The 25,569-nt window shown below is 39.3% G+C and carries 19 protein-coding genes; 5 read left to right on the forward strand and 14 right to left on the reverse strand.

Features of this window, described 5'->3' with window-relative positions:
- Position 1 precedes the first annotated feature (1 nt).
- The 5 genes from A6749_RS25715 to A6749_RS25735 form a co-directional block, all read right to left on the reverse strand.
- Complete coding sequence (locus A6749_RS25715) at positions 2-4,465, reverse strand: coiled-coil domain-containing protein (RefSeq protein ID WP_066399401.1); 4,464 nt, start codon at positions 4,463-4,465, stop codon at positions 2-4.
- The gene (locus A6749_RS25720; RefSeq protein WP_066399408.1) at positions 4,443-5,189 is read right to left on the reverse strand and encodes a DUF6063 family protein; all 747 of its coding nucleotides are present in this window, start codon (positions 5,187-5,189) and stop codon (positions 4,443-4,445) included. The genes A6749_RS25715 and A6749_RS25720 overlap by 23 nt, the downstream gene beginning before the upstream one ends.
- Complete coding sequence (locus A6749_RS25725) at positions 5,190-6,701, reverse strand: hypothetical protein (RefSeq protein ID WP_236719736.1); 1,512 nt, start codon at positions 6,699-6,701, stop codon at positions 5,190-5,192.
- Positions 6,692-7,774 carry a Wadjet anti-phage system protein JetD domain-containing protein gene (locus A6749_RS25730; protein ID WP_127487029.1) on the reverse strand — a complete coding sequence of 361 codons (1,083 nt, stop codon included), beginning with the start codon at positions 7,772-7,774 and terminating at the stop codon, positions 6,692-6,694. Before A6749_RS25730 ends, A6749_RS25725 begins: the two co-directional genes overlap by 10 nt.
- Before the next feature lie 242 nt (positions 7,775-8,016).
- Positions 8,017-8,217, reverse strand: coding sequence for a cold-shock protein (locus A6749_RS25735; RefSeq protein ID WP_066399411.1), 201 nt, complete (start codon positions 8,215-8,217; stop codon positions 8,017-8,019).
- 309 nt (positions 8,218-8,526) lie between these two features.
- On the opposite strand from A6749_RS25735, the gene A6749_RS28705 reads away from it, so the two are divergent.
- Positions 8,527-8,697 (forward strand): hypothetical protein, encoded by a 171-nt coding sequence (locus A6749_RS28705; protein WP_164745652.1) that lies wholly within the window; start codon positions 8,527-8,529, stop codon positions 8,695-8,697.
- Between the two features lie 203 nt (positions 8,698-8,900).
- Here A6749_RS28705 and A6749_RS25740 read toward each other — a convergent pair whose 3' ends face one another.
- The gene (locus A6749_RS25740) at positions 8,901-9,608 is read right to left on the reverse strand and encodes a DNA alkylation repair protein (RefSeq protein WP_066399420.1); all 708 of its coding nucleotides are present in this window, start codon (positions 9,606-9,608) and stop codon (positions 8,901-8,903) included.
- Between the two features lie 159 nt (positions 9,609-9,767).
- On the opposite strand from A6749_RS25740, the gene A6749_RS25745 reads away from it, so the two are divergent.
- Complete coding sequence (locus tag A6749_RS25745; RefSeq protein ID WP_066399424.1) at positions 9,768-9,938, forward strand: H-type small acid-soluble spore protein; 171 nt, start codon at positions 9,768-9,770, stop codon at positions 9,936-9,938.
- Positions 9,939-10,073: 135 nt separating this feature from the next.
- Here A6749_RS25745 and A6749_RS25750 read toward each other — a convergent pair whose 3' ends face one another.
- Entirely contained in the window at positions 10,074-10,352 is a 279-nt protein-coding gene (locus tag A6749_RS25750; protein ID WP_066399426.1) for a hypothetical protein, read from the reverse strand.
- A 412-nt stretch (positions 10,353-10,764) separates the two neighbouring features.
- Here A6749_RS25750 and A6749_RS28710 point away from each other — a divergent pair, with 412 nt between their 5' ends.
- On the forward strand, positions 10,765-10,941 hold the full coding sequence (locus A6749_RS28710) for a hypothetical protein (protein ID WP_164745653.1): 177 nt from the start codon (positions 10,765-10,767) through the stop codon (positions 10,939-10,941).
- A gap of 189 nt (positions 10,942-11,130) precedes the next feature.
- Here the strand turns inward: A6749_RS28710 and helD are convergent, their stop codons facing one another.
- Positions 11,131-13,437: an RNA polymerase recycling motor HelD gene (helD, locus tag A6749_RS25755; RefSeq protein ID WP_066401199.1), complete on the reverse strand. Its 2,307-nt coding sequence runs from the start codon at positions 13,435-13,437 to the stop codon at positions 11,131-11,133.
- A gap of 504 nt (positions 13,438-13,941) precedes the next feature.
- Between helD and A6749_RS25760 the strand changes: the two genes are divergently transcribed.
- Positions 13,942-15,909, forward strand: a complete 1,968-nt coding sequence (locus A6749_RS25760) for a TRAP transporter permease (RefSeq protein ID WP_236719737.1) — start codon at positions 13,942-13,944, stop codon at positions 15,907-15,909.
- A 33-nt stretch (positions 15,910-15,942) separates the two neighbouring features.
- Positions 15,943-16,962: a TAXI family TRAP transporter solute-binding subunit gene (locus A6749_RS25765; protein ID WP_084797986.1), complete on the forward strand. Its 1,020-nt coding sequence runs from the start codon at positions 15,943-15,945 to the stop codon at positions 16,960-16,962.
- A gap of 77 nt (positions 16,963-17,039) precedes the next feature.
- Here A6749_RS25765 and A6749_RS25770 read toward each other — a convergent pair whose 3' ends face one another.
- From A6749_RS25770 to A6749_RS25795, 6 genes are all read right to left on the reverse strand, one after another.
- Positions 17,040-18,431, reverse strand: a complete 1,392-nt coding sequence (locus A6749_RS25770; RefSeq protein WP_407937520.1) for a DEAD/DEAH box helicase — start codon at positions 18,429-18,431, stop codon at positions 17,040-17,042.
- 429 nt (positions 18,432-18,860) lie between these two features.
- A complete protein-coding gene (locus tag A6749_RS25775) occupies positions 18,861-19,130 on the reverse strand; it encodes an HU family DNA-binding protein (protein WP_066399446.1) in 270 nt (89 codons plus the stop codon).
- Positions 19,131-19,854: 724 nt separating this feature from the next.
- Complete coding sequence (locus A6749_RS25780; RefSeq protein ID WP_066399448.1) at positions 19,855-21,198, reverse strand: (Fe-S)-binding protein; 1,344 nt, start codon at positions 21,196-21,198, stop codon at positions 19,855-19,857.
- Entirely contained in the window at positions 21,195-22,598 is a 1,404-nt protein-coding gene (locus tag A6749_RS25785; RefSeq protein ID WP_066399451.1) for an FAD-binding oxidoreductase, read from the reverse strand. Before A6749_RS25785 ends, A6749_RS25780 begins: the two co-directional genes overlap by 4 nt.
- A gap of 285 nt (positions 22,599-22,883) precedes the next feature.
- Positions 22,884-25,022 (reverse strand): heavy metal translocating P-type ATPase, encoded by a 2,139-nt coding sequence (locus tag A6749_RS25790; RefSeq protein WP_084797987.1) that lies wholly within the window; start codon positions 25,020-25,022, stop codon positions 22,884-22,886.
- On the reverse strand, positions 25,015-25,383 hold the full coding sequence (locus A6749_RS25795) for an ArsR/SmtB family transcription factor (protein WP_066399454.1): 369 nt from the start codon (positions 25,381-25,383) through the stop codon (positions 25,015-25,017). The genes A6749_RS25790 and A6749_RS25795 overlap by 8 nt, the downstream gene beginning before the upstream one ends.
- Positions 25,384-25,569 lie beyond the last annotated feature (186 nt).

The following is a 25,569-nucleotide window of genomic DNA, read 5'->3' on the forward strand; positions in this document are numbered from 1 at the left end:
CCTATTGTGTAACTTCTTCCCCCTGATAGATCCGGAATGCCGGAACAATGGTATCAGAAACGATTTCTTTTCCTTTTTCACGAATAAAGTCTAATTTATAGTAGGCATCGAATCGTTGGCTGATTTCTGTTTTTACCAGTTCAGGCGGTGTGACGACGATAAATTGAAATTTCAGTTTGTCAGCAACAGCGAAGATTGGGTCTAGAACATGGGCTGATGCAGCTTGTCCAAATGGATTATCACAGATTAATGGGACCCAGCTTTGATCGGTTTCGCTTTTCACTGACAATAACATCATCATCACGACCATGCGAGCGGAAAGCTTTTGACCGCCGCTTCCGTCCGATTTTGTCTTAGAGCCTTGATTAATCGTCTGCCAGGTCGAATAATGCTCCCTTTTAGGTTTTCCATACATAAAGGCGTTATCCGTCCGCATGTTATAAACAAGCAGCTCTGGGTAACGGTTCCTGAGCGAAACAAATAAAATTTGCTCATCACTTATGAGCTGTTTGATTTCTTGGTCTAATGATAAATTATTGGTATCAATTACATCAAACTGTTTCGTAATTTTGTTAATGGCCGTGACAAAATGCTGCTTCAGTAATGGCTCGATCTCTTCAGCCCTTTTCGGTAAAATGTCCTCTTTGAGCTGGACAAGCGGGAACGTTCCTCGTTCATTTTTCAGCTTCATTTTCGCCATCATCGATCGAATCGACTCTGAAATACTCATCACCTTCATGCTGGCACGGCTGGCCCAGAAGTTTTGCGCCTTTTCAGCTCGTTCTTTGTCACGTTCTAGCTGCTCTAATCCGCTTTGTGAAAAACGCTTCATATTTTTAACGATGGTTTGAACATGTGAATAATGCCTTGTATCCATATGATCAAGTGTGGTTAACACTTCATTTTTAAAACGAATCTCCCAATCTTTTCCTTCAATCGCGAGCTTTAAATTACGCAAGGATTGTTCAATTCTCGCATGCTTCTCTTGGCCTTCGTCCTGAATGGCTTGATGTTCTTCACACCAGGACAAGATGCAGGATTTTCCTTGATTCTTAATTTTTTCAACATCCTGATCCGCGAATACTGCTGCTTCCTCTTTTAAGATAACGGATAAGGTTAACAAATCCCCTTCATAACCTGAAATACTGGCTTCCGTTTCCTTAAGGAGTTTTTCCGACTTCTTTACTTCATCCTTAGCGACTTTCGTTTGGTCATTAATTTCGACAGCCTTTACTTCTAGGTCAAGTTCTTCCCATTCTTCAGGCTGTTTTTCATGCTTAGCGACTTTCTTTCCTAACTTTTCACGCTGTCCTTTCGCATGCTTTAAGGAGGTTTCTGCTACTGTTACAGCAGTACCTTGTTCACGCTCTTCTTTTTCCGCCGACTTTGCTTCCTTCTGGGCTGTTTGCAGCATATTTTCTAATATACTAATTGGTTCATCTGGTTCAAGAGCTTCCTTCCAATCGTTATCCTGAGTCACCAGCTTTTTCTCTAATTTCTTTTGCTGTTTTTGTTCGGATTCTTTTGTCGCTTGAATCACCAATAATTCACTAGCTTGCTCTTCTTTTGATTTTTGCAGCTGCTTTAACTCTTTCATTCTCGCATAAATCTCTTCTAAAAGATGTGGAGAAAGACGCGGAACCTCTTCACTTAGGTCTGCCTTTTCTTCGGGAGGAAACGCCGCTTCCTCTATAAAGACAGCAATTTCTTTGATCGTTTGTTCAGTGGTTAATTTCCATTCAAAATACGTTTGGTTCCACTTGCCTTGCAATTCAACGATCGTTTGATGTTCATTACTTATTTCCTGCTGCCTGATAGTCAAGGCTTCCTTTTGCTTCTCTTTCTCAAGCTTCTCCTGTTTATTTTCTTGATGAAACGTTTTTTCTTCAGCAAATTTAGCCAACGTTTCTACATTCGCAGTAAGCTCTTTTTGTTTTTGTTTCGTTTTTTCCAGCTGTTCTTGTAACTGCAGCTGCAATTCCCTCTCTTTTCCCTCTAGCGTTATGATTTCTTGTAGTTTTGTTTTCTGAGAAAGAAGAGCATTCTGTTCCTGAATGAGCGTTCTTTCAAGATCAATAGAAAGCTCACTTGCTAGGAATCGGTCGATTTCTTTTAAAATACGACGGTAGGACCCTTCTGTTTTTTCAATTTCGACAAGCGTTTCTTGCTTTTCTTCTATTTGTTTAGCAATACTAATTTTCCAGCTGGTGAATTGATTTTTATCCGTTAATAGCGCTTTTTCGGTTCCGTTAATAATGACAAAGGAAGCCTGATCCCTTTCTTGGTTCATTTCCTCACGCAGGAAGATCGGAACAGGACTATGAAACAATCTTCCGGAAAGAACCTGCTGATTAATTTTCTCCCATTGATGGCGGCTGACGACCAAACCAAATGGAAGGAGCGGATAGGTCAAAAGATATTTTGCCAGTTCATCGGGAGTTAAGGATTGCAGGAATTGGGAGCCATAAAACACATCAATTCCGGTTTTCTCATCAATCCATTCCTTTAACTCTTTCACATCCTTATTGGCAACCCAGAAAGGCTCATCATTTAAGGAATGGTCGAGCTGTGTTTCCCAAAGCTCTTTTTTCATCTGTTCGCCTTGTTGCTTATTCTGGCCCAGCAGCTCTTCAATCTGAAGGGCATACTTGGATAAAAGGGCGTGACTTAACGGGACCGTGACATCATCTAGTAAACCATGAAGCTTCTCTACTAGTTTTGCTTCTTTTTGCGATTGTGCTTTCATTGCTTGCTTTAACTTTTCACACTTTTCTTCTAAAAATGTAATAGATTGAGCAAGTGTACCGTGTGATGCAGCTAGCTGCTTTTGCTTTTCCGTAGATTCATGATCTTTTGCATTCAATTCTCCTACCAAGGCTTTTTTGGTTTCCATTTGTTTCGATAGGCTTTCGATATAACCATTTAAATCATAGGTAATACGGTCGCCAAACTCTTTAATCAGCGCTTCTTCCCTAGACTCGAACGTATGGATTTCCGTGTAAAGACGATCAATTTCCGCACCAAGCTGGGCAAGCTCCTTTGTCTTTTGTTTATCCTGCTGCGAAAGTTCAGTTTCTTTTTTCTTTAGGAACTTTTGGTAGCCAGCATACTGCTTCATGGCCGCTTGTATAGATTGGTAAGAGGTCTGCCACTTTTCTAAGGCTTCTTTTTTGACTTCATCCATTCTTTGATTAACCTGTATTAAGCCGCTGTTTTGTTCCAATTTCGCAATTTGCTGGGAAAGCGAGCGGATATTTTGTTCATATTCATACCACTCTTTTAAGATTGTCTGAAAGGCCAGCTTTTCTTTTCGTTCCTGTTTTTCTTTTACATGTTCTTGTAAGGATGCGTGCTTCTTCTTTTCTTCTTCTAATTTCTTTTCCCAATCAAGTACTTCCCTATGCGCTTTTGCATACTCCAAGTTATCTTTTTGGAAGCGTAAATCTGCTTGTTTAATCGTTAGTTTTTCGATGTCTTTTTCTAAGGTTAGGAGCATTTCTTCTTCTGTTTTTTTCAAATGCTCTAATGCTCCAAGCAGCTGACGGCCCACCTTAATGCTGTCTTCTACAATTTCCTTATGTTCAATCCCTTTTGCCAGATGGTCTTCAAAGGGGATAATATCCTCTAAGAACTCCTTATGTGCTTGCTCTCGTTTTAAAAGCACAGGCAGATCCTTCGCAATACTTGCCTGACTCTTGAAGATTTCTACTAGATCGTTCTTTTGTTGTTCTGTTCGATGCAGGACTTGGCTAACCGTTGGGATAATCCGTTTTTGGAACAAGGAATGGTCATCCTCTGCTCCCTCAAAATATTTTCCTACACCGCCTTCATCCTTGTTAATATCCTTCAAGATATCCCAGTCTTTCCGGTTAATTCCGTATGTATCCAGAATGCGATAATGCTTTTTCGTGTCTCGGTAAACATCATATCCGTTCCATTTTAAATAATCCTTCAAGACTTCAGTGTCGGCAACTTCCTCATTTTCATAAAGCGGGATATGCTCAAGGGCTGCTTCTTCTTTGCGTTCAAACTCTCTTGTATAGAACGTAAAAACAGGGAGGATTTTGGCTTCCTGTTCCAGTGTTCTGCTTTCATTGCCGCTTTCTTCATTGATTGCTAGCCGCTGTTCGGCTGAGAACATTCCACCGGTGACAAGATGACGGCGGTCCGCCCCATCTAATTCCCACTGAATCACCACATGAAAGGTATAAGGAATAAATTGCTCCTTGTTATTAAAGAAGAACTGCTGATAATACCGATTGTTTTGTTTTCCCCACGCCGTTCCAGGCTTGAGAATTTGGAAGATGGTCTGAAGAAACACCCCTTTCCCGCCGCCGTTCATCATCGAAATGAGACCATTTGTCGACGTTTCCTCATTATGGAAGTTAAACGTGGTATCTTTGTATTGCTTTTGCATGCCATCATACTTCAGGCCAACAATTCTAATTCGATGAATCTTCGGCATGCTGATCCTCCTCTGTTGTTATTAATTGTTTCAATAATTCATAGCGATCATAATCGTGATACAGATATTCAATCCGTTCAAACAACTCTTGCTTTGGGATCACCTTTGGAATATCATCCCGATCCAGAATCACCACTAACCGTTCTGTCTCCAATAAGCGCATGGCACTGGCAATTAATCCGATTCTTGTTCGTCGATTCGCTTTTTTAGCCCCATAATCTTCCGTTTCGACTTCCATGTATTTCCACGTACTAACAACTTCCTTCATATCAATGCGCTCTTCCTCACCGAAGTCAGGCTTATGTTTAAGAATGCTCTCCCAATTCGTGATCAGATCATTGACTTGCCGCTCTAATGTGTAGTAGCTAATCCCTTCCCGCTGCGAGCGGATTTTGGCTGCCTGATTGCGGTCAATGCTGGCTAAAAAAGACATTATCACAATGCTAATGAGATGGAAATGGCGTTTCGTCTCGATTTGCTTATGCTTTTCCTTCATATGTGTAAAATTGGTCGCAAAGACGGATCCGGTTGGCTGGACAACCAACTGAATGCGTTTAGGTGATTCAATGATAAATGTGCCTGATTGGTCTGCCAATAAAAGGACGGTCTGTCTTACCTCCGGCTCAAAATAGGTTTGAAAGTGTTCACTATATTCATCGATCACTTTATCTTTTAATAGAGTAAAATAGACAGCTGCAGCTCTCTTGGTGTTTTCTGCACTCATTTATATGGCCTCCTGGATACAAAGTTTAAAAGGGGTTATTTTCGTACGCTGCCACAGGATCGGCTCTGCACGATGATCAAACATGGTATAGATCTTCATGCCTTCAAATATTTGAAATTGCGGGTACTCGTTCATTAATTTATAAAGAAGGATTTCCCTTTCATCGCTTAAGGCTTCTTCCTTCCTATGCATCACTTGAACCTTCAGCGGCTTCCTATCAAACATCATCCATAAATCAATTGTTTCCGATTCCTCCAGCCATAGATCCTGCACTTCTAATGGGAATGTGGAAAGTTCCGCCAATGAAAACTCTCCAGATGCTTGTAAATGTTGAAATACATAACTCCAAGCCTTACATACTGAATCCCAGTTCGTCACGCGTACGTGAGTAAGGCTTTCCTCTGCCTCCTCCTCGACAACCACATCGTCTACTTGTTTTTCATCGAATTCCTGTTCACCCCAAATCCAATCAAGCGGCAGAATAAATTCATTCTTTGGTGAAAATAAAGGTGACAGTACGGTTTCAATTTCTGTAAGAGAACGAACCCCTTCCTTCATGAACATGTTTTCATAGAAATGCTCTCGGAATGAAACCAGGCTATTTTCCCAAAACAAGGATGGGTTTTCGGCTTTTAATTTCATCTCATAGGAAATGTTTTGAATAACGAGCTTCGCAAAACGATCATGCAATTGCCTAGTATGACCTACTTTTTCCTGAAGAAGATGCAATTCTTTTTGTACAGCATCGTCTTCTTCATTTCTTCGTTTTGTTTTTTCAATCATACTCGTAATGGTCCGGAAGTGCGTTTTTTCCTCTTCAAATTGTTTTTCGATTTCAGCACGATTGTCTGCCCGTTGCATTTCTTCTTCCATTAATAAAATTTTGGGATTGTTGATCATTTCCTTTTGAAAGGAGAATTCTTTTGCCATTAAGCGGTTGACGCGTGAAATGAGGTGATCGAGGTTTCGAGTCGCTTTACGGAAATTACCGTTTTTGATCAGCTGCATACTGTAGAGCTGTTCGATGGTGATAGAGAATTCCTCCGCCATTTCCCTGCTCATAAAAATCATTTCCTGAGAAACCTCGGTTAGTTTATACACAATGGATCCGCCCATCTCTAAATTCGTGTATAACTCATCCATTGTGACATAGCGGAAAACCTGAGTCTCCCAAGCCTGCCTGATTTCATCGTAATATAACGCTTCAAACGGCTGGCTGTACTCTTCTTTTCCTGAATATAAAAGTCCGCTCGTAATCCGCTCAATTTGCTTATCATCGGCCAAAAGCTTCATTTGTTTAATCGCATCTTCTACCATATTCTTAATATCATACTTTTTTCTTCCATCATCATCATTCAATTCCCGGTAAAAGATGGTGAGGAGCACTTGCATGAGAATACTTTGAACATAAGGCTTCAGCTCCCCTACATCCATGCCCCTCCCAAGCTCGAACAATGGATTTAATCGCTGCATTCTTCCTGCGAAGCCTTCCCATGATTCGTTCACATCCATCGCCTCCATGTTTCGATTGTCAGGACTTCCTGTGGAATCCGCTTATTTTCCTTCCATAACTCCATAAGTAATGCTTGCTCCTCTTCGGTAAACCATTGAAAGAAGGCATCACGATAGGAAAGAGTTTGTGCTAGACGTGTTTGACCAAGTTTTTGATCATTTTTTTGTTCCAGACATTCCAGCATTTTGCGATAAATCTTTAAGGCAGGCTGAATACAACAGTCTGGATATTTCTCCATCAGCCGGATAAGGATTCCGTACCCTGCCGCATCCAGGTCACCTGCGTAATAAAAAAGATAGTTGCCTTTAGGAAACATACGAAAGAAAAACGAAAAGCTTCGTTCTATTTTCGAGCCTTCCCCATAAATAAGTAAATCTGGCTCATAATCCAGCTGACCCGATTCTACTAATTGAACCGAAGTATGGAAGAATGATAGATTTTCGACGATGAGGACCCGCTGGATTTCATGGATGGCTTTCCCTTGTTTCAGCCAAAACACAAATGGCTCCCCGTAGTTTACCATTTTCAGCTGTTCTTCTGTGATGCCAATTCTCATTAAAAAGCCTTTGCCATCCGGAAACTGTTCGCCATCCAACAGAAATTTTTCATGGCCGAATAGCTCCAGGCTTCTTTCTTCAACTGACACACATTCCCGCTGATGGCAACATTGTATAAAGGAATAGACATTCTGGATTCGATTCCATTCCTCCAACGTTTGCCATTCGGGGTGCCGTTCATAATAGGAAAAATCAAACTGATCACTTAATTTCATCATCTCAAGACGATCCCATTTGGCTGCTTGAGATTTGATATTTACCCAGTAATATAAAGCAAGCGATGGTGTTTTCCCGTTGTATTGATTATTTAGGATAGGGATCAGGAGACCTTCACCTTGCAACGTTTGAATGGCATTAAAAAAGAGCGAATATCCATCCATTTCAAAATAATCATCCATCAGCTTGCGTAATTGGAATTCTAAATCATTTATATTAAGTTTCTTTTTTTGACTAGGGTGTTGGATATCGGAAATAAACCCTCTCACCCGCGCTTCAATGATGTCGATTGTGGTCACCTGCTTACATTTTCCAAAGTCATAATTAAACGACTGCTTTTTTATTCGTATCTTTCTATTATAAACTAGTTCCGCGGCTGCTTGTAAAAGAATTAATTTTGGTGCAGGCCGTTCCGAAAAATCTTTTTTCAGGAAATTTATCTTATTCCTGTTTGAACGGGTACTTACGTTTTGTTTTTAGCAAAGTAAAAGACAGACTCTAAAATAAAATAAGAGTCTGTCTTTATTCGTTCAACTAAAAATTATGCTTTTTGAACATTTGTAGCTTGGGGACCACGTTGGCCTTGCTCTATGTCAAAGGTAACATCTTGTCCTTCTTCAAGTGATTTATACCCTTCGCCTTGGATCGCTGAGAAATGAACGAATACATCCTCTCCGCCTTCACGTTCGATGAACCCGAATCCTTTTTCACTGTTAAACCATTTTACTTTACCTTTTTCCACTTTCTTTGCCTCCTATTGTGTAAAATGTACACAATTATTGATGGATTGTAACACCACCAAGATTTTTAAGAGATCTTGGTATGGTCATAGTATTTCCAAAATAATTGAAAGTTTATTCAGTTTATTATTTTATACGAAACCACCAATGAGCTAATCGTTAGGGTGTATCATTGATTTCCCTTAGAAGCAAGTACAATAATGTAAGCTGGGTAAAATAAGAGGACTAGTCAAATATAAATGATAATGTATGCTACAATTGAAGATGAACATTGTTAAAATCTAAATTTTCTTATTAGAAAGGGTGATTGAATGAAGAAAAGTCTTTTTACTATTGGGGATGAAGTAATAATCAAAGCTTCCGGTAAATCGGCAACAATTTTTAAATGCGAGTATATCAAAAACATGAAAAGGTACTCTTACGTTGTAAATGAATACCCAAACACCTTTTTCTTTGAAGAAGAAATACAAACGAAAGAATAATTTTGCTTATGGGTGTGATTATCCTCCATTATTATTTTGTTTCAATGGCTATTAGAAGGAATAATTCACCCTTGCCTTTAACTCAAGGGTGGATTATTTTTTTATAACACTAAATTTCATCATGAGAATATAATGGGAGCTTATTGCCGGCGACCCCCGAACTTTATACCATCCGATGAAAATTCGTAATGGAGAGACTAATTTTAACACCTTACATACTTGCGTTTAAAACCAAGCCTTCCTTTATCGACTTCTTTTTGAATACTTTCGTATGCATTCAGGAAACTGCTTTTTTTCTTTTCCCGTTTGATTTCTACTGGACCTACTGCCTTTGCTGTCTCGACAGCCTTTTCATGGAGAGGTAAATAGGAAATTCCCACGGTGTATAGAAAATTATTCATAGCGGATTTCGTTCGTTCTGGGGAATCATAAATCGTATTTTTTACCATATCAAGCATATTGGAAATCTTGCTTTCTGAAAATTCTACGTCTTGTCGATTCCCTAAAAGCCAACAGTAGCAGCTCCAGCCAGCTGACATTCTCAGCTCATCACCGCTTGAAATCCAATTATCAGCCACTTCTTGAGCAATGTCTGCTTCCGCTAAAGTGACTGCTACTACATAATCGGACAGCATATAAAAATACGCCCCATCCATCCAACGATCAAAATCGGACTCCGTCATCACTTTTGGATCTGCAATAATGCCGGCAAAGTACATCGCATCGTAGTTCCCTGTGGCATAAAGTTCATCAGCTAAAGGCTGATTTATTTTTATTTTCTTTGCGATTGGTTTCATAGCTCCTGTAGCCACGCCAAAAAGCGGCTCATGTGCACCATTGGATATGTACATTTTTTTGGTTCGTTCCTTGCCAAGGGCTTCAAGCTCCTGCATAACCATTTCTAAATTCAAATGTTAACACTTCCTTCTTTTGAAGTTTTCCCTTACTATTTTGCTCTTCATATACATTCCATTATCTTATAACAAACATCCATTTGTCAGCAAAACTAATCGGGCCCTGCACTTGTACGATTAGTTTTTTTGGGAATAATAACTTTGAGGTGACGGATTATGAAGCTAAATCGGGTAAAAGAAATACTTGCTTCAAAGGATGAGATTCGTGTTCACTATCATGGTGTACCGGTTTGGATTGAAAACGTTGATGATGCTTCCGGGATGGCGTTCGTTTCACAACGGGGAATCCATGACGAAAGGAGACTTGTTGCTATTGAAGGGGAGTAACCAGTGGCTTAATATAGGGAAGTAAAAATTGAGTAGTATGAGACCATAAAAGCTCGCTAATACGCGAGCCGCTTTATTTTGCCTGTCAGAAAACAACATCCATTTTAAGACTGAATTGATGTTGAAAAAGAAGAGTCAAGACTTTCCTAATTTCCCCTCTTGAAATTGATTATAGTTTCTCATTTCTTTGATGGTCTCTTCAATTTCTCTAATATAAAGATTAAATATTTGACTATTTCCTGAATCATTGAAATTTTGTTGATCAATGGAATTTAATAACGCGATGACCGCTTTAAACTTTAAATCATCAAAAAATGGAATTTGGCTTTCCCCGTAAATTTCACCTTTTACTTCAACATCTCCATTATCGTTTTCGAATTTAAAATTAACTTTCTGGGTATGATTCATATCCAATGATAATTACTCCTTTTTAATAAATGCAAATTGTTTTTCCTTTTCATTCAAACTTTTAAATAAAATATCCAAAATAATGAATTTAAATCCCCCGCAGGCAATATTAATATATTTGCCAATTACCGAGTAAGTTATAAATAGAGGTCCAAGAACCGTCCCCCCGCTTAAGCACAGATATGTACTTCTTCCCTTCGATGACAGTAAAAAAATCCAATAAATTGGACTAGCGCCTTGTCAAATGTAAAAAGAAATAGCTTTTGTAAATTATTAGTAAATTTTGAATGTAAACTATTAAAGAAATCTTTTGATATGGTTAACTTGTGTTAAGAAATGGATAATTGGCTTCTTATTTCCTTGAAAGCTTGTATGATAAGACTGTAATACAAAATGCAACATTCAAGGAGGAAGAAAAATGAAATCTTTTAAAAAATGGTTTTTTGCTTTGATGTCCGCATTCATGTTACTCGGAGCTGCGACCGCATGCTCAGATACTAGTTCAAAAACAGATGATTCGAACGCTGAACAAACAGACGATAGCACCCAAAATGATGGGTCACAAACTGAAGAAAATAGTAAATCTGGACAATAAGCAGAATGTACGATTAAAAATGAAAAAACTGACTCGAAAGATCGTTGAAGGACGACTGAATCGGGTCAGTTTTTTTACTGAACATTTGCTGTCGAATACTTCCATAAAAGGTAGCAGCTAACACAAACACATAGTTCAGCCAAATCTCGAACTAATGTTTTTTTATTTCCTTTTTTATATGCCTGCCTGTTATGTCTCGTAATGCAAAGAGTCCGCCCTATTTAATAAAAAGTCAGATGGTTTTTCCCCATATAAATACAATCGATGCATTGGTCGTGTCATCGATACGTACAACAATTTGATGTCCAGATCCACTTGTGAGTATGGTTCCTCCAAGCAAACGAGCATAACAGCATCAAATTCCAGGCCTTTGGATAAATAAGAAGGTAAAATTACGATATGACCCTTCTTCATTTCTTGTTTTTCTTCTAATAACTGAATCGGAAGAGGACTATTTTCCAAGAGCTGTTGAATTTTCAGACAGTCTCTGTCGGTCCGTCCAATTATCGCGATGGAGTGGAGCTCCTCATCTTTGAGTAAGGATATATCTTGTTCAAGCTGCAGCGTAACCTGATCTAGATTCATAGGATCAATCATCCTATAACGGGGTTTATGACCATGACGAATGACGGGTTGGACCTTTGGTAAGTCCTGGTCAATCAACAACAGGATATCGTTTGCTAAATTCATGATTTCGACAGTTGTTCTGTAGCTTTTTTGCAGGGCTTGATAATTCGCATTCGGGAAGATATCCTTCAATACCGGTACCCAGCTATTCAGGCCGCGATAGGAATGAATTCCTTGAGCTAAATCCCCCACAATGGTGAACAAGTCTGTTTCAAAGCCTTCTTTTAATGCCGAGAATTGAAAATAGCTGTAATCCTGCGCTTCATCAATGAAAACACTGCGCATTTTATATTTTTCCTCGATGCCCTCCAGCTTTGCCTTCATATAAAAAATCGGGGCTAAATCCTCAAGTTCGTATGCACCTCGATGAAAGATTCGCTGACAATATTTACTTAGAACCTTGCATTCTTGATTTGAAAGTGCTGTGGAATATTGTTGGATCTTTTCAGGAGAAGTCATGAGTTCCTTATACAAGGTAAAGATATCTTTCATATCAAACGCTTCCATATATTTTTTTACAGCAACCTTTGACTCCTGCTCAATCCTCTTTTTTCGTTGTTCTTTCTTCTCCATCAAGGCAACTACTTTTTGCTTTCTTTTTTCCGGGTCCATCCTTCGGTTATAAAGGAGTTTATCGAGTGCAACTTCATATTTCTTGTTCAAATTTGTTAACATCATCGATTTCTTCTTTTTAACATCATCTTCTAATAAACTTTTGATTTTTCCAAGCCTTTTATAGATTGGTAAGTAGGTATATTCTTTCAAAAATAAGGTGGTGAGCCTAATCCCCTTTATTAGAATGGAATTTTCAAGAACAAAGTCCTCTCTTGGGGCAAGATTATTTTCCAAGTCATTTACATATCGGTTTATTAATTCCTTGAATTGGAGTGAACCCTTATAGCTGGAAACCCATTGAATCGTTTTATTGGTTCCATTACCATCAAGGAGCTTCATCAGCTTGGAATTGGGGGAAAATAGTTTTATTTTCTGACCCAGGCAGCTTCTCATAAAATCGATATAGGTTGTTTGATTAATCTTATTGACCCCAAGTTCCGGTAAGACGGCCGATATATAATCAATAAACAGTCGGTTTGGTGCGAGTATCATTAATTTTTCTGGAGGAAATGTAAACCCAAAGGAATAGAGAAAGTAGGATATTCTATGGAGTGCGATGGTTGTTTTCCCGCTTCCCGCGGCCCCTTGAACAATAATGGGGGTTGTCAGTGACGCTCGGATCACTTCATTTTGCTCATTCTGAATCGTCGCCACGATTTCTGTCAGCCGATTGTCTGCTTTTCCTGACAAAGATTTCTGCAATAATTCATCGTGGGTGGTCAAATCGATGTCTCTGATTTCTTTTAATAATCCATCGACAATATCATATTGTCTCTTTAATGATAAGTAACCGGTTTGTGTCTCCCCATAGGCGTCATATGACACTTCTCCAAGGCGACCGTCGTAGTAGACATTGGCAATCGGTGACCTCCAATCCACGATAATCGGCTGCTGCGTAACACGGTCAAACAAGGAAACTTTGCCTATATACAATGTTTCTTCTTTTTTCGTGCTATGGCTTGTAAAATCGATCCTTGAAAAGTATGGTTTACCAAGTACAGCTTCTAACCTTTTCAATTCGCTTTGTGCTAATTCAAGAAAACTTGCATTCGCGAGCAAATCCGTGTAGCTCGTACTGCTATCCTTAGAATTTAGTTCGGCAAAAGATTGCCTCATATTTTCTACGAAAAATTCTTTATTCCCCTTGGATATGTCTAAAACAGTTCGGATATATTCTTTGGAAAACTCTAAGCGCTCCACTTCTGCTTGATAGTCACTATGGTCACGGACTGAATTTTGATCTTTGGTACTCATTCGATACACTCGTCACCTCTTTAGACAATTTTGGAAGCATGGATATTTAGATTAAACCAAAATTTACATACTAGTCAAGTGGACCAAACTAGTAATAATGAAACTTTCTTCATAGCATACACCCCATACTTTTTATATGAGTAAGATTTCCTAAATGTACTATTTATTGCAATGCGTATTTAATATCTCTCATTTACAATATTTGGCTAATTAATAGTTATATGGGATTATTTGGATTTTTATTATTTACAAACTATTTGGAATATTATAAAGTTTATGTAAACGTTTACTATTTTATTAAATAGCAGATGCTGAAATTAACTGTTAAGGTTCGATTGCAATTAACGCCAAATTGCTTCCCTCGGACCATGCTGCCAGTTAAAAGCAAGTTGGATATATAACCTATCCGGCTTGGTTTCGACTGGCTTTTTATTTTTAAACAGGGAGGTGACGATTGGAGAAATAAATTCTATCGATACTTACGATAAAAAAGGAGGAAAGCCAGTGGTAAAAGATACAAAAACCAAGATGCAAACACAAGAAATTGAAGAATTAGCCGAGATTGGAGAATCCCATTCGATTCGGTTTTACCTTGGTCCAATGGCCAAAATCATCTTTTCTTTAGCTATTATCTGGTCTATTTTCCAAATTTACGTTTCAAGCTTTGGAATAATGGAAGCAATTAAATCACGTGCATGGTTTTTTGGATTTTTAACGATTATGATCTTTTTATTAATACCTGCAACTAAAAAAGCGGGACAACCTAGAAAACTGCCGACCATTTGGGACTGGGTGTGTATCACTGCCTCGATCGCATCTGTCGGTTTTCTATTATTAAACTATGACGGTTATGCTCAAACAGGATTACATATTCCGCTAGATTTCTGGTTTGGAGGCCTAGGTATTTTAGTAGCTTTCGAGGCTGCCAGAAGAGCCGCGGGGAATGTTATGACTGGTTTAGCTGCTATTTTTTTGGCCTACAATTTTCTCGGCAAATACATTCCCGGAGTTTTCGGGCATTCTGGACTAAGCTTTGAACGTGTCATTGATACGATGTGGTGGGGGACTCAAGGGATTTTTGGGGTTGTCATCGGTGTTGCCGCAACTTATATTTATCTCTTCATATTATTCGGGGCTTTTTTACGAAAAAGTGGTTTTATTGATTTTATAAATGACTTAGCCCTCGCGATTGCAGGAAGATCTGCCGGAGGTCCAGCGAAAGTTGCTGTTATCGGCAGCGGATTTATGGGAATGATTAACGGCAGCGGTGTAGCGAATGCAGCAGCAGTCGGCACTGTAACCATTCCATTAATGAAAAAAGCCGGATTTAAAAGTCATTTCGCAGGCGCTGTGGAAGCAGTTGCTGGAACAGGCGGCGTTATTGCCCCGCCAATCATGGGTGCTGCTAGTTTTGTCATGGCAGAATTTTTAGGTATTCCCTATCGAACCATTATGTTAGCTGCGGCTATTCCAGCAATTTTATACTTTTTTATGTGTTTTATGTCTGTTCATTTTGAAGCAAAAAAAATGGGAATCAAAGGACTGCCTAAAGAAAAATTACCCAATATCATAAATGTCTTGAAAACAAGAGGTCATTTGATCATCCCGGTAATTGTAATTGTTGCCCTGCTTATAAGCGGTGTTACCCCACTTTATGCAGCAGTATGGTCCATGATTTCAACTGTCGTGGTTAGCTGGTTTAAAAAAGAAACTCGAATGGGGTTAAAGGAAATTGCTGCTGCCCTTGAAGAAGGTGCAAAAGGTGTCCTTACAGTGGGTGCCGCCTGTACGATTGTCGGGATCATCATTGGAACCATTTCGGTAACTAGCTTAGGACTAACTCTTGGCAACAATATTATCGCATTAGCAGGCAATAATCTCTACATTGTCGCCATTTTAACCATGCTCATTTGTATTGTTCTCGGAATGGGAGTCCCTGTAACGGCTTCCTACATTATTACGGCAACAATATCTGCACCATTACTGGCAGAAATGGGAGTCCCTTTGCTTGTTGCGCATATGTTTGCCTTCTTCTTTGCTGCACTCTCGGATATTACACCGCCGGTAGCGCTTTCCGCAATGGTAGCATCCGGAATTGCCAAAGCACCATTTTTCAAAGTAGCTTTTACCGCGGTGCGGCTTGGAATCATTGGTTTCTTAATACCTTATTTCTTCTTGTTAAACCCTTCCCTATTATTTGCGGGAGGAAGTACGCTTGAAAGTATCGTTGCAGGTTTATTTGGAGCTGTGGGAGTGGTTGCGTTATCCGCTGGACTTTCTAATTGGTTCCTAACCAAGCTTAACATCATTCAAAGATTGCTATTAACTGCAGGCGGTTTGGCAATGATCTACCCTGGGATCTATACCGATCTTATTGGAATCGCGGTCCTTGTAGGTGTTTTCCTATGGCAAAAAGCAGATATGGCGATATTAGCTAAGAAGCAGCTAGATGTTGATTCCATATCTAGTTAAAACAATAATTCACTTAAATTGGAGGAAAAATGAATGATGAAACGTTCATATTTAATATTGATAACCATTTTAGTCCTATCCCTTTCTTTGCTTGGGTGTAATCGAAGCAGCAATGTATCATCTAACAGCTCAAAAAATGATAATAAACGACATGAAAGCGCTGATGGAAAGCTTGAAGTAAACTTTGGTACGGGGACGACAACTGGTGTCTACTACCCTATGGGAGCTACATTAGCAAAGATTTGGAATGAAAAAGTCCCTAATGTGAAAGTGTCCTCGCAAGCAACCGATGCGAGTGTACAGAATTTGAATCTGATGATGGAAGGCCAGCTCAATATGGGGTTCACAACTGTAGGCGTTTTGTACGATGCCTATAACGGTACGAATAAATTTAAGGGCCGGGCTTATAAAGATGTGCGCGTCATTGCCTCCCTTTATCCTAACGTAGGTCAGATGGTTGTCCGTAAAGGTTCGAAGATTAGATCAATAGAGGAATTTAAGGGAAAAGGTTTTGTCCCCGGGGCGCCAGGAAGCTCCACAAAAGAGCTCTCGCAGCAGATCCTCTCATCGTTTGACATGGACTTTAACGATGTAAAGGCACAATATGTTGGCTTCACAGAAGTAACAGATTTAATGAGAAATAAGCAAATCGATGGTGCCCTGATTGAAGCAGGAATTCCCGCATCAGCTGTTGTTGAAATTACAACACAGGATGGCCAGCTAATCAGCATTGACGATGAACATATCGAAAAAATTACAAAAGAATATCCGTGGTTATATAAATATACGATTCCAGCCAAGACATACGAGGGCCAGGATCAAGACATAACAACTGTAAGTCAAAAGAACATGATCGTCGTACCAAAGGATATGCCTGAAGAAAAGGTGTATGAATTGACAAAAGCAATGTGGGAAAATATTGATACGATTAGAAGCAGCATTTCTGCAGCTAAAAATATGAAATTGGAAAACGCAACTGATGGGTTAGCCGGTATCCCATTACATCCAGGTGCAGAGAAATATTATAAAGAAAAAGGGGTATTAAAAAAATAATGAAAAAAGGGGTCAGTCCCCCAGTGCACTTAAGCTTTAATGCGCTGGGGACTGACCCTAATTCCCTTTAATTCAATTTATAAACCTTTCTTATGAGGATTTGGCGTTTTTTTATTTTTACCATTTCCTCCTTTTCTTCCAAATTCTTTATTTCCTTTATAGTTTACCCTTCGTTTTTCTTTTACCTTTATTTTAGGCTTCTTGGCATATCTTGGTGTTTCGGAAGTTAGCTGAACGGGAACATCTCTTTGTTCCTTCGACAATAATTTCAAGGCAATTGAAACTAACGCTATCGCATCGTATTGCTCAAGCAATTCGCCTGCAGATTGTTTAAATTCTTTGTACTCTTCCTCTTCAACCAAATGAACCATCTTTTCTAAAGCGACTCTCTGGATTGATTCTTTTGCCTCTGCAACGGTTGGTATTGGTTTGCGCTGGATCCTTCCTTTGGAGGCTTTCTCAATACTGCGAATCTGTCCAATTTCCCTTGGTGTAGCAAATGTAATAGCTAACCCCGTCTTACCTGCTCGCCCCGTTCTGCCGATTCGATGAACATAACTTTCTGGGTCTTGAGGAATGTCAAAATTGTAGACGTGGGTAACCCCAGAAACATCAATACCCCTTGCAGCTACATCGGTTGCAACCAAAATATCAATGTTTCCCTCACGAAATTTATTCATCACAACATCTCTTTGTCGTTGATTTAAATCGCCGTGCAAGCCTTCAGCAAGGTACCCTCTTTTATTCAACGCATCACTTAATTCATCTACCCGTCTTTTTGTTCTCCCAAAAATAACGGCTAATTCTGGGTTATAGACATCTAGTAGACGACAAAGCACTTCAAATTTATCTCGTTCATTAACCTCGTAATAAATTTGCTCTACAGTTGGAGAGGTAACTTCCTTCGCTTTCATCTTTACTAACTCTGGATCTCTCATAAACCTTTCTGCAAGATTTTGAATTGGTTTGGGCATGGTTGCTGAGAATAACAAGGTTTGTTTATCTTCAGGTGTCTCTTTGAGAATTCGTTCGATATCCTCTAAAAAGCCCATATCTAACATTTCATCAGCTTCATCCAAAACCACAACAGAAATTCGGTCTAACTTTAGCGTTTTACGTTTAATGTGGTCCAAAAGTCTTCCAGGTGTTCCCGTAATAATGTGAGGGCCCTTTTTTAATGCCTTAATTTGGCGATCAATAGACTGCCCTCCATAAATAGGGAGAGAAGTTATACCTGTGTATTTCGCCAGTCGATTAATCTCTTCTGAAACCTGAATAGCCAATTCTCTTGTTGGGGCAATGGCAATCGCCTGAACATATTTTTTACTCGTATCTATTTTCTCCAAGATTGGTATGGCGAAAGCAGCCGTCTTTCCTGTACCCGTCTGTGCTTGACCAATAATGTCCTTCCCTGTCAAAGCTACGGGAATGGCTTTCTCTTGAATTGGCGATGCTTCTTCAAATCCCATATCCGTAATCGCTCTTTGTATGGACTCACTAATGCCCATTTCATGAAATGTTGTCATACCTAAAAACCCCTTCATCTGTTTACTATTTTTTATTTTAGACTAAATTTCTTGATTGAATGCATTTCTGTATTCGCTATTCTTTTAATGAAACGTTATGAACGTTTGAAGCTCGGAGTCCACGTTTATGCCGCATACAATTTTAAGTATTAGTAACTGAAGCATGCTAAACCGAATGATCAACAAAAAAACAGGACCTCCGTGCAGTGATCCCGTCTTCATCGTTATCATCTGTTACCGAATCCTTTAAAAAATCCCCATGATAAAATCATGGAGATGACTTTATGGATATGCAATGTACTGTTTAACGCAGAAAAACTTATTTTCATAACGAGCGGCACATCTTAATTTAGAAAAGGATATCCCTTTAACTTACATTTGTTGTATCAATGACTTACTCACCCGGAAAACAGGGACTTTACCCGCTTGGATAATGAATTCTTCCCCCGTTTTAGGGTGGATTCGAGTACGAGCTTCCCGTTGACAAACCTCAAATTTACCAAACCCTATAAGTGCAAAAGGTTTTCCGCCAACTAGTGATTGTGTGATGACTTCAATTACAGTCTCTACAGCTATTTCTGCTTCTTTTTTAGTTATCCCCGATTTTTGTGAAACTGCATTTATTAATTTTGTTTTGTCCAAAAATAATACCTCCAATTTATTTATTCCCTTAAAAACTTTTTTCCTTATAAAAGGATTTAATCCTTAAAATAAGATCAAATACCAAAGTATTTAAAAAGTGAGACGGCGATTCAGTAATCATATAAAACGTTCATATAGCAAAGAAGGAACATGGTTGTTAATACTAACTATTTGCCATTTGTCTCCATTAATAGATGGAAATGATGAAAACTACTAATGCTGCAATATCCAGTCCATAAATCAAAATTCGAAAATTCTCGATAATAAAAAAATTGATATTCCTAAAACAACGAAAGCCCTGCCTCTCTTTCATCCTTACGGCTCCTTGACCGTGCCAGTGTGAATCAGGGGTGTAAAACCAAATTATTACTTTTATTAACTCATTCGGGAAAATATCGTTTTTGTGAAGAAGAAATAAGAAAAATACCTAATATTGTGATGAAATAAAGAAGTTCTTGATATCTATGAGTTGAAGAGGATTCCTATTTTCATTTTTTAAAGAAAACCTTTATATTGAGGTAAAACTTTTACACCTTCTTGAATGATTTTTGTGGATTACTGCTCACTCCATATTGGTAATCTTTTTAAGGATACCACACTAGAATAATTTTATCAAATTTTATATTTTATCATTGATAATGTTTTAATGTCAACACAAAAAAAGAGGTCAGTCCCCCAGTGCACTAAAACCTTAATGCGCTGGGGGACTGACCCCAAATTTAGATCACCATGATGAAACGCCTGCAGCCTCAGCAAGAAATTCGACAAGATGAAGCACTCTTACCTTTTGCGTCAATCCTTCCCGCTTAACACCTAACTTCATTTGCAGTAAACACCCTGGGTTTGTGGTGAGAATGGTTGTTGCTAACGTATCCTTTACGTTCCCCATCTTTCGATCAAGAATCTCCATTGAGGCTTCGTAATTCACAATGTTATATATTCCTGCCGAACCGCAGCACATATCCCCTTCATTCATTTCAATCAATTCTACATTTGGGATGCTCTTTATTAGCTGAACAGGTTCTATTTTCACCTTCTGAACATTGGTCATATGACACGAACGTTGGTATGTAACCTTTTCAGGGGGATGATTGATAACTGGAATGCCGCCACACAACACCAATACTTCAGATATATCTTTATTTTTTTCAGTAAACTCCTTTGCTCTTTCCAGCCATTCTGGTTCATCTTCAAGTAGGCGGTCATACTCTTTCAGCATAGCTCCACAGCCGCCGGCGTTATTGACAATAAAATCTACGTTCTCTTTTTCAAATGCAGCAATATTCTGCTTTGCAAGCTTCTTGCTCTCTTTCATATCACCTGTATGGGCATGAAGGGCACCACAGCAGGTTTGATTTTCCATCATAACAACCTCACAGCCTGCCTTTGCTAGGAGCTCTACAGATAATTGATTAATGCGCCGAAACATGGCATCCATGATACAGCCCGTAAAAAAGGCTACTGTATACTTTTTTTCCCTTTTCTCCCCATTTTGGTCCGTCCCCGTTTGAGCCATTACCCCTGGTGATTCCATTTGTACCCTTTTTGGAAATCGCGCCCGTTCTTTTGGCGAAACTGCTGCCGGAATAATCGACTCAAAGGTTCCTAAATGAGCTGGAAGTTTATCCAAAAGCCCCGACTTTCTCAGCATTGTCTGCATTCCGCTTTTTTCGTAAAGCCAAAATGCATTACCGGCCTGCTCCATCATTTTGTGGCTGGGTATCACCTTGCTAAGAAGTATAGTTTGTAACATGGGGCTTTTTTTCGACTTTTTCATGACCGACCTGGCGCCCTCCAAAATTTCTCCATATTGAACACCTGTGGGACAAGCCGTTTCACACGCTCTGCAGCCGAGACACAAATCCATTGGTTCTTCCATAATCGACAAATCGGTCATTTTTCCTTCCCCAACCATCTTCACTAAATTAATCCTCCCTCTAGGAGAATGGGTTTCTTTTCCCATTGTGATATAGGTAGGACAAACAGGCAGACAGTAGCCGCACTGTACACAGTTGAGGGTTTTATCATATTTTATTTCTTTCTTTATTAGCTCAAGATCCTGAATCATTCACTTAACACCAGCTTTTGTCCCGGTTGAGGAAATATTTTTCCCGGATTAAGGATGTTATTGGGATCCCATGCATGTTTAATTTTTTTCATCATATCTAACCCGGCCTCCCCCAGCTCCATTTCCATAAAGGGCGATTTCATCGTTCCAATGCCGTGCTCTCCAGAAAGTGTACCGCCTAGTTCAATAGCTGATTGAAAAATTTCTGTCACTGCCTGTTCTACGCGTTTCATTTCTTCTTTATCAGATTTATCGGCAATAATATTGGGGTGTAGATTGCCATCTCCCGCATGGCCAAAGACGACCAGATGAATGTTATACTTTCTTTTAATCTCTTGAAGACGGCGGCACATTTCCGGAATTTTACTTCTCGGCACCGTTGCATCCTCAGAGATTTTAGTAGGTTTGATTCGAACAATAGCTGGAGAAACTAGCTTTCTCGCTTTCCACACATCTGCTTTTTCGGTTTCCGTCTGCGGAATTTTTACCTTCCGCGCCCCAACTTCTAAACATAAATGGGATACTTTTTGAGCTTCATCTTTAACAGCTGCTGGATGTCCATCTAATTCAATCAAAATCATCGCTTCGGCATCGATTGGCAATCCAGAAGGTTCATAGTTTTCCACTGCCTCCATTGACGCTTGATCCATTAATTCCAGCTTCGCAGGCAAGATTCCAGATGTTAAAATCTTTGAAATGGCTGCTCCTGCATCCATCAGACTATCAAATATAGCCATTACCGTTTCAGATGCCGGCGGCTTTGGGATTAAGCGCAAAATGGCTTTCGTTATAATGCCTAGCGTACCTTCCGAGCCGACAATCAGTTTCGTTAAATCATAACCAGTCACATTCTTAACAGTTCTACCCCCAGTATGGATAATTTCCCCTTGAGGTGTAATCACCTCTAGACCGATGACATAGTCCTTTGTAACGCCATACTTTAACCCACGAGGGCCCCCTGAATTTTCTGCGAGATTACCACCGATTGTTGAAACATGTGAACTGCTCGGGTCCGGTGGATACATAAGCCCAACCTTTTCTGCCGCCTGATGAATCTTTGAAGTGAGGACCCCTGGAGAAACGACAGCTGTTAAATCTTCCGTATCAATCTCTATTAACTCATTCATGGTCGACATATCCAGAACGATCCCCCCGTTTACAGGCAATGGTCCACCGCTAAGAGAGGTCGCTTGCCCACGTGGAGTAATCGGGATAAGCGCTCGATTTGCGAATTTAACCAGTTCTGCGATCTCATGGACATCCTTCGCCTGTACCACAACTTCGGGGATATAGGTTCCAAAAGAAGCATCAAAAGAGTAGCTAAATAGATCACTAGGGTCTGTTAGTACCCTTCCTATCGTAATAATCTCATTGATTTCTTTAATATTTCCTTTATCCATATTGGCACCTCTTTTCTATTCCATCAAACTGACTACCATTCTTTACGAGGAATCTTTCTCTTTTAATCAGAAGGTGGTCAAGACAGTAATTAATTAAATTTAAACAAAATATTCAGTTAATTGCCAATGATAGGTATTATAAAAAAAAGACCGAAAGCACGGCTGCATGTCCGGTCAAGTGATAAATGGTTCGCCTTTATAATGGCGGCTGGGAACAGGGTCAATCACCCAATGTACTAATTTTTGTTATCAAAAAGGCTTCCCGAAAGAAAAGGAAGCCACTTATTATTTATCTTTAACTCGGAGGAGTCTTAAACCATTTAGTGTGACAATTAGAGTAGCACCCATATCTGCAAAAATGGCAATCCACAACGTGAGCCACCCAGGAATGACTAATAACAATGCCACTAGTTTAATTCCTAAAGAAAAGGTGATGTTCTGTTTGATAATGGTTAATGCTTTTCTACTAAGCTTTACCGTAAATGGCAGTTTTCCAAGGTCATCTGCCATCAACGCAATATCAGCAGTCTCAAGGGCTGTATCTGTACCAGCTCCACCCATAGCAATTCCGACCGTGGATGCTGCTAATGCTGGCGCATCATTTACCCCATCGCCAACCATTGCCACATGTTCATATTTACCTCTTAGCTCCTTAATAAAGGTTAATTTATCTTGAGGTAAAAGTTCTGCTTTAATATCGGAAACTCCTGCCTGTTTTCCAATCGCTTTGGCGGTTCCATAGTTATCTCCAGTTAACATGATGGTTTTTTGAATTCCTAAAGAATGAAGTTTTTCGATGACGCCCTTACTGTTTTGTCTTAACTCATCGGCAACAGCAATTAGCCCCAATACTTCATTTGCAGTTCCAGCAACCATCACCGTTTTTCCTTGATTTTGCAGGTCAGAAATTTGGGTATTTAATTCATAGGGAATTCCTTTGGCCAGGATTTCATCAAATAACTTAGGGCTGCCAACATAATACGTCACACCCTTGTAGATGCCTTTAACTCCTTTACCTGTAATGGAAGAGAAGTCCTCTATCGTAACACTGTGATAGAGTAATTGTTCATCTTCTGCTTTTTTCATAATAGCTGAAGCTAATGGATGCTGAGAGCCATTTTCTAATGCAGCAATAATGTTTAACAATTCATTTGAATCGATATTTGGCTTAGGCAAGTAATCGGTAACCGCTGGAATTCCTTTCGTTAAAGTTCCCGTTTTGTCAAAGGCGATCGCTTTAATGGCTCCCATTTCTTCTAAATGAATTCCGCCTTTAATAAGTACACCATTTCGAGCAGCATTTCCAATGGCGGTTACAATCGAAACTGGTGTGGAAATCACAAGCGCACAAGGACAACCTACCACTAGAACGGCTAATCCTTGATAAATCCATTTATCCCAAGCTGCTCCAAAAAATAGCGGCGGCAAAACAGCTACACCGAGTGCAATGAGCATAATAACGGGTGTGTAATATTTTGCGAATCGATCGACAAAAGCCTGAGACGGAGCTCTTTCAGCTTGAGCCTCTTCAACCAAATGAATAATCTTGGCAATGGTTGTGTCTTCTACCTGTTTCGTTACTTTGACTTCAAGCAATCCTTCTTCATTTAACGTTCCGGCAAACACTTCATCATCCACTGATTTTGCTGCAGGGACAGATTCACCGGTAATCGCAGCTTGATTTACTGCCGAAAGTCCCTTTACGACTATTCCATCCATCGCAATTTTCTGTCCTGGCTTCACAATCATGATGTCGCCTATTTGAATATCATCGACCTCAACTGTAAATTCCTTCGTTCCTCTTCGAATTAAGGCTTCCTTCGGTGCAATATCCATTAAAGAATGGATGGATTGACGAGCTTTATCCATGGAGTATGTCTCAAGCGCTTCACTGATGGCAAATAGAATCACAACAGTAGCACCCTCACCCCATTCGCCAATAAACGCAGCTCCAATGACAGCAATCGTCATCAAGGTTCTCATATCAAACTCTAAACGAAATAAATTCTTTATTCCGGTACGAAATAGTCTATAACCGCCTACTAAAATAGATGCGCCATAGGCTAATATCGTAGAAATACTCTCTTCACCATTTATGTGCCCTGAATACCAACCAATAAGCAAGAAAACCATTGAAACAATGACCGTTGAATGCTTTTGTAAGAACGGCTCTTTTTGCTCAACCACTTTTTGTTTCTCAGGATATACTTTAATATTTTCAAAAGCTCCTGCCTTTTCTAATTCTTCAATTGATGCTTCACCATAAACCGTTAGTTTTGAAGCACCAAAGTTTACACTTGCATTAGAAACACCATCCAGGTGTTTTACGTTCTTTTCGAACTTTGTCGCGCAGCCAGCTCAGGTGAATCCTTGAACACGGTACACGTTTTTTTCATTTGCTTTTTCTAAAGCGGCACTACTCATGTGATTTTCCCTCCATTTGGTGAGTGAAGGCGATTTGAATCAGTTGTCTTACATGATCATCGTCGAGTGAATAAAACACTAATTTGCCTTCTTTACGATATTTCGCTAACCCTAAATTCCGAAGTAGTCGTAAATGATGGGATGCAGTAGCTGTTGAACTCCCTATAATATTCGCTACATCGCATACACACAACTCATCCTCTTCACATAATGCAAAGGCAATTTTAATCCTAGTGTCATCAGACAACGCTTTAAATATTTGTGAAACGTTTATTGTGTCTTTTTGAGAAATGGCAGTTTTGACACGATTTACTTTTTCTTCATCGAAACAGGATATTTCACAAATATCATTATGTTTCATATATCTCCTCTCCTTATTCAAATGTCCGTTTGAATATTAGTATATGATGTAAAAATAAAATGGTCAAATAATTATTTGAATGTTAAAAAATAAACCCTAATGTGGTGAATTTCTAGTTTCTTATGTAATTATTGAATCTATAAATAAAAGCAATTATTCTAATATGTAAAGCGTTGTATTAGTAGA

The organism is Neobacillus mesonae, assembly GCF_001636315.1.
Classification (GTDB): Bacteria; Bacillota; Bacilli; order Bacillales; family Cytobacillaceae; genus Neobacillus; species Neobacillus mesonae.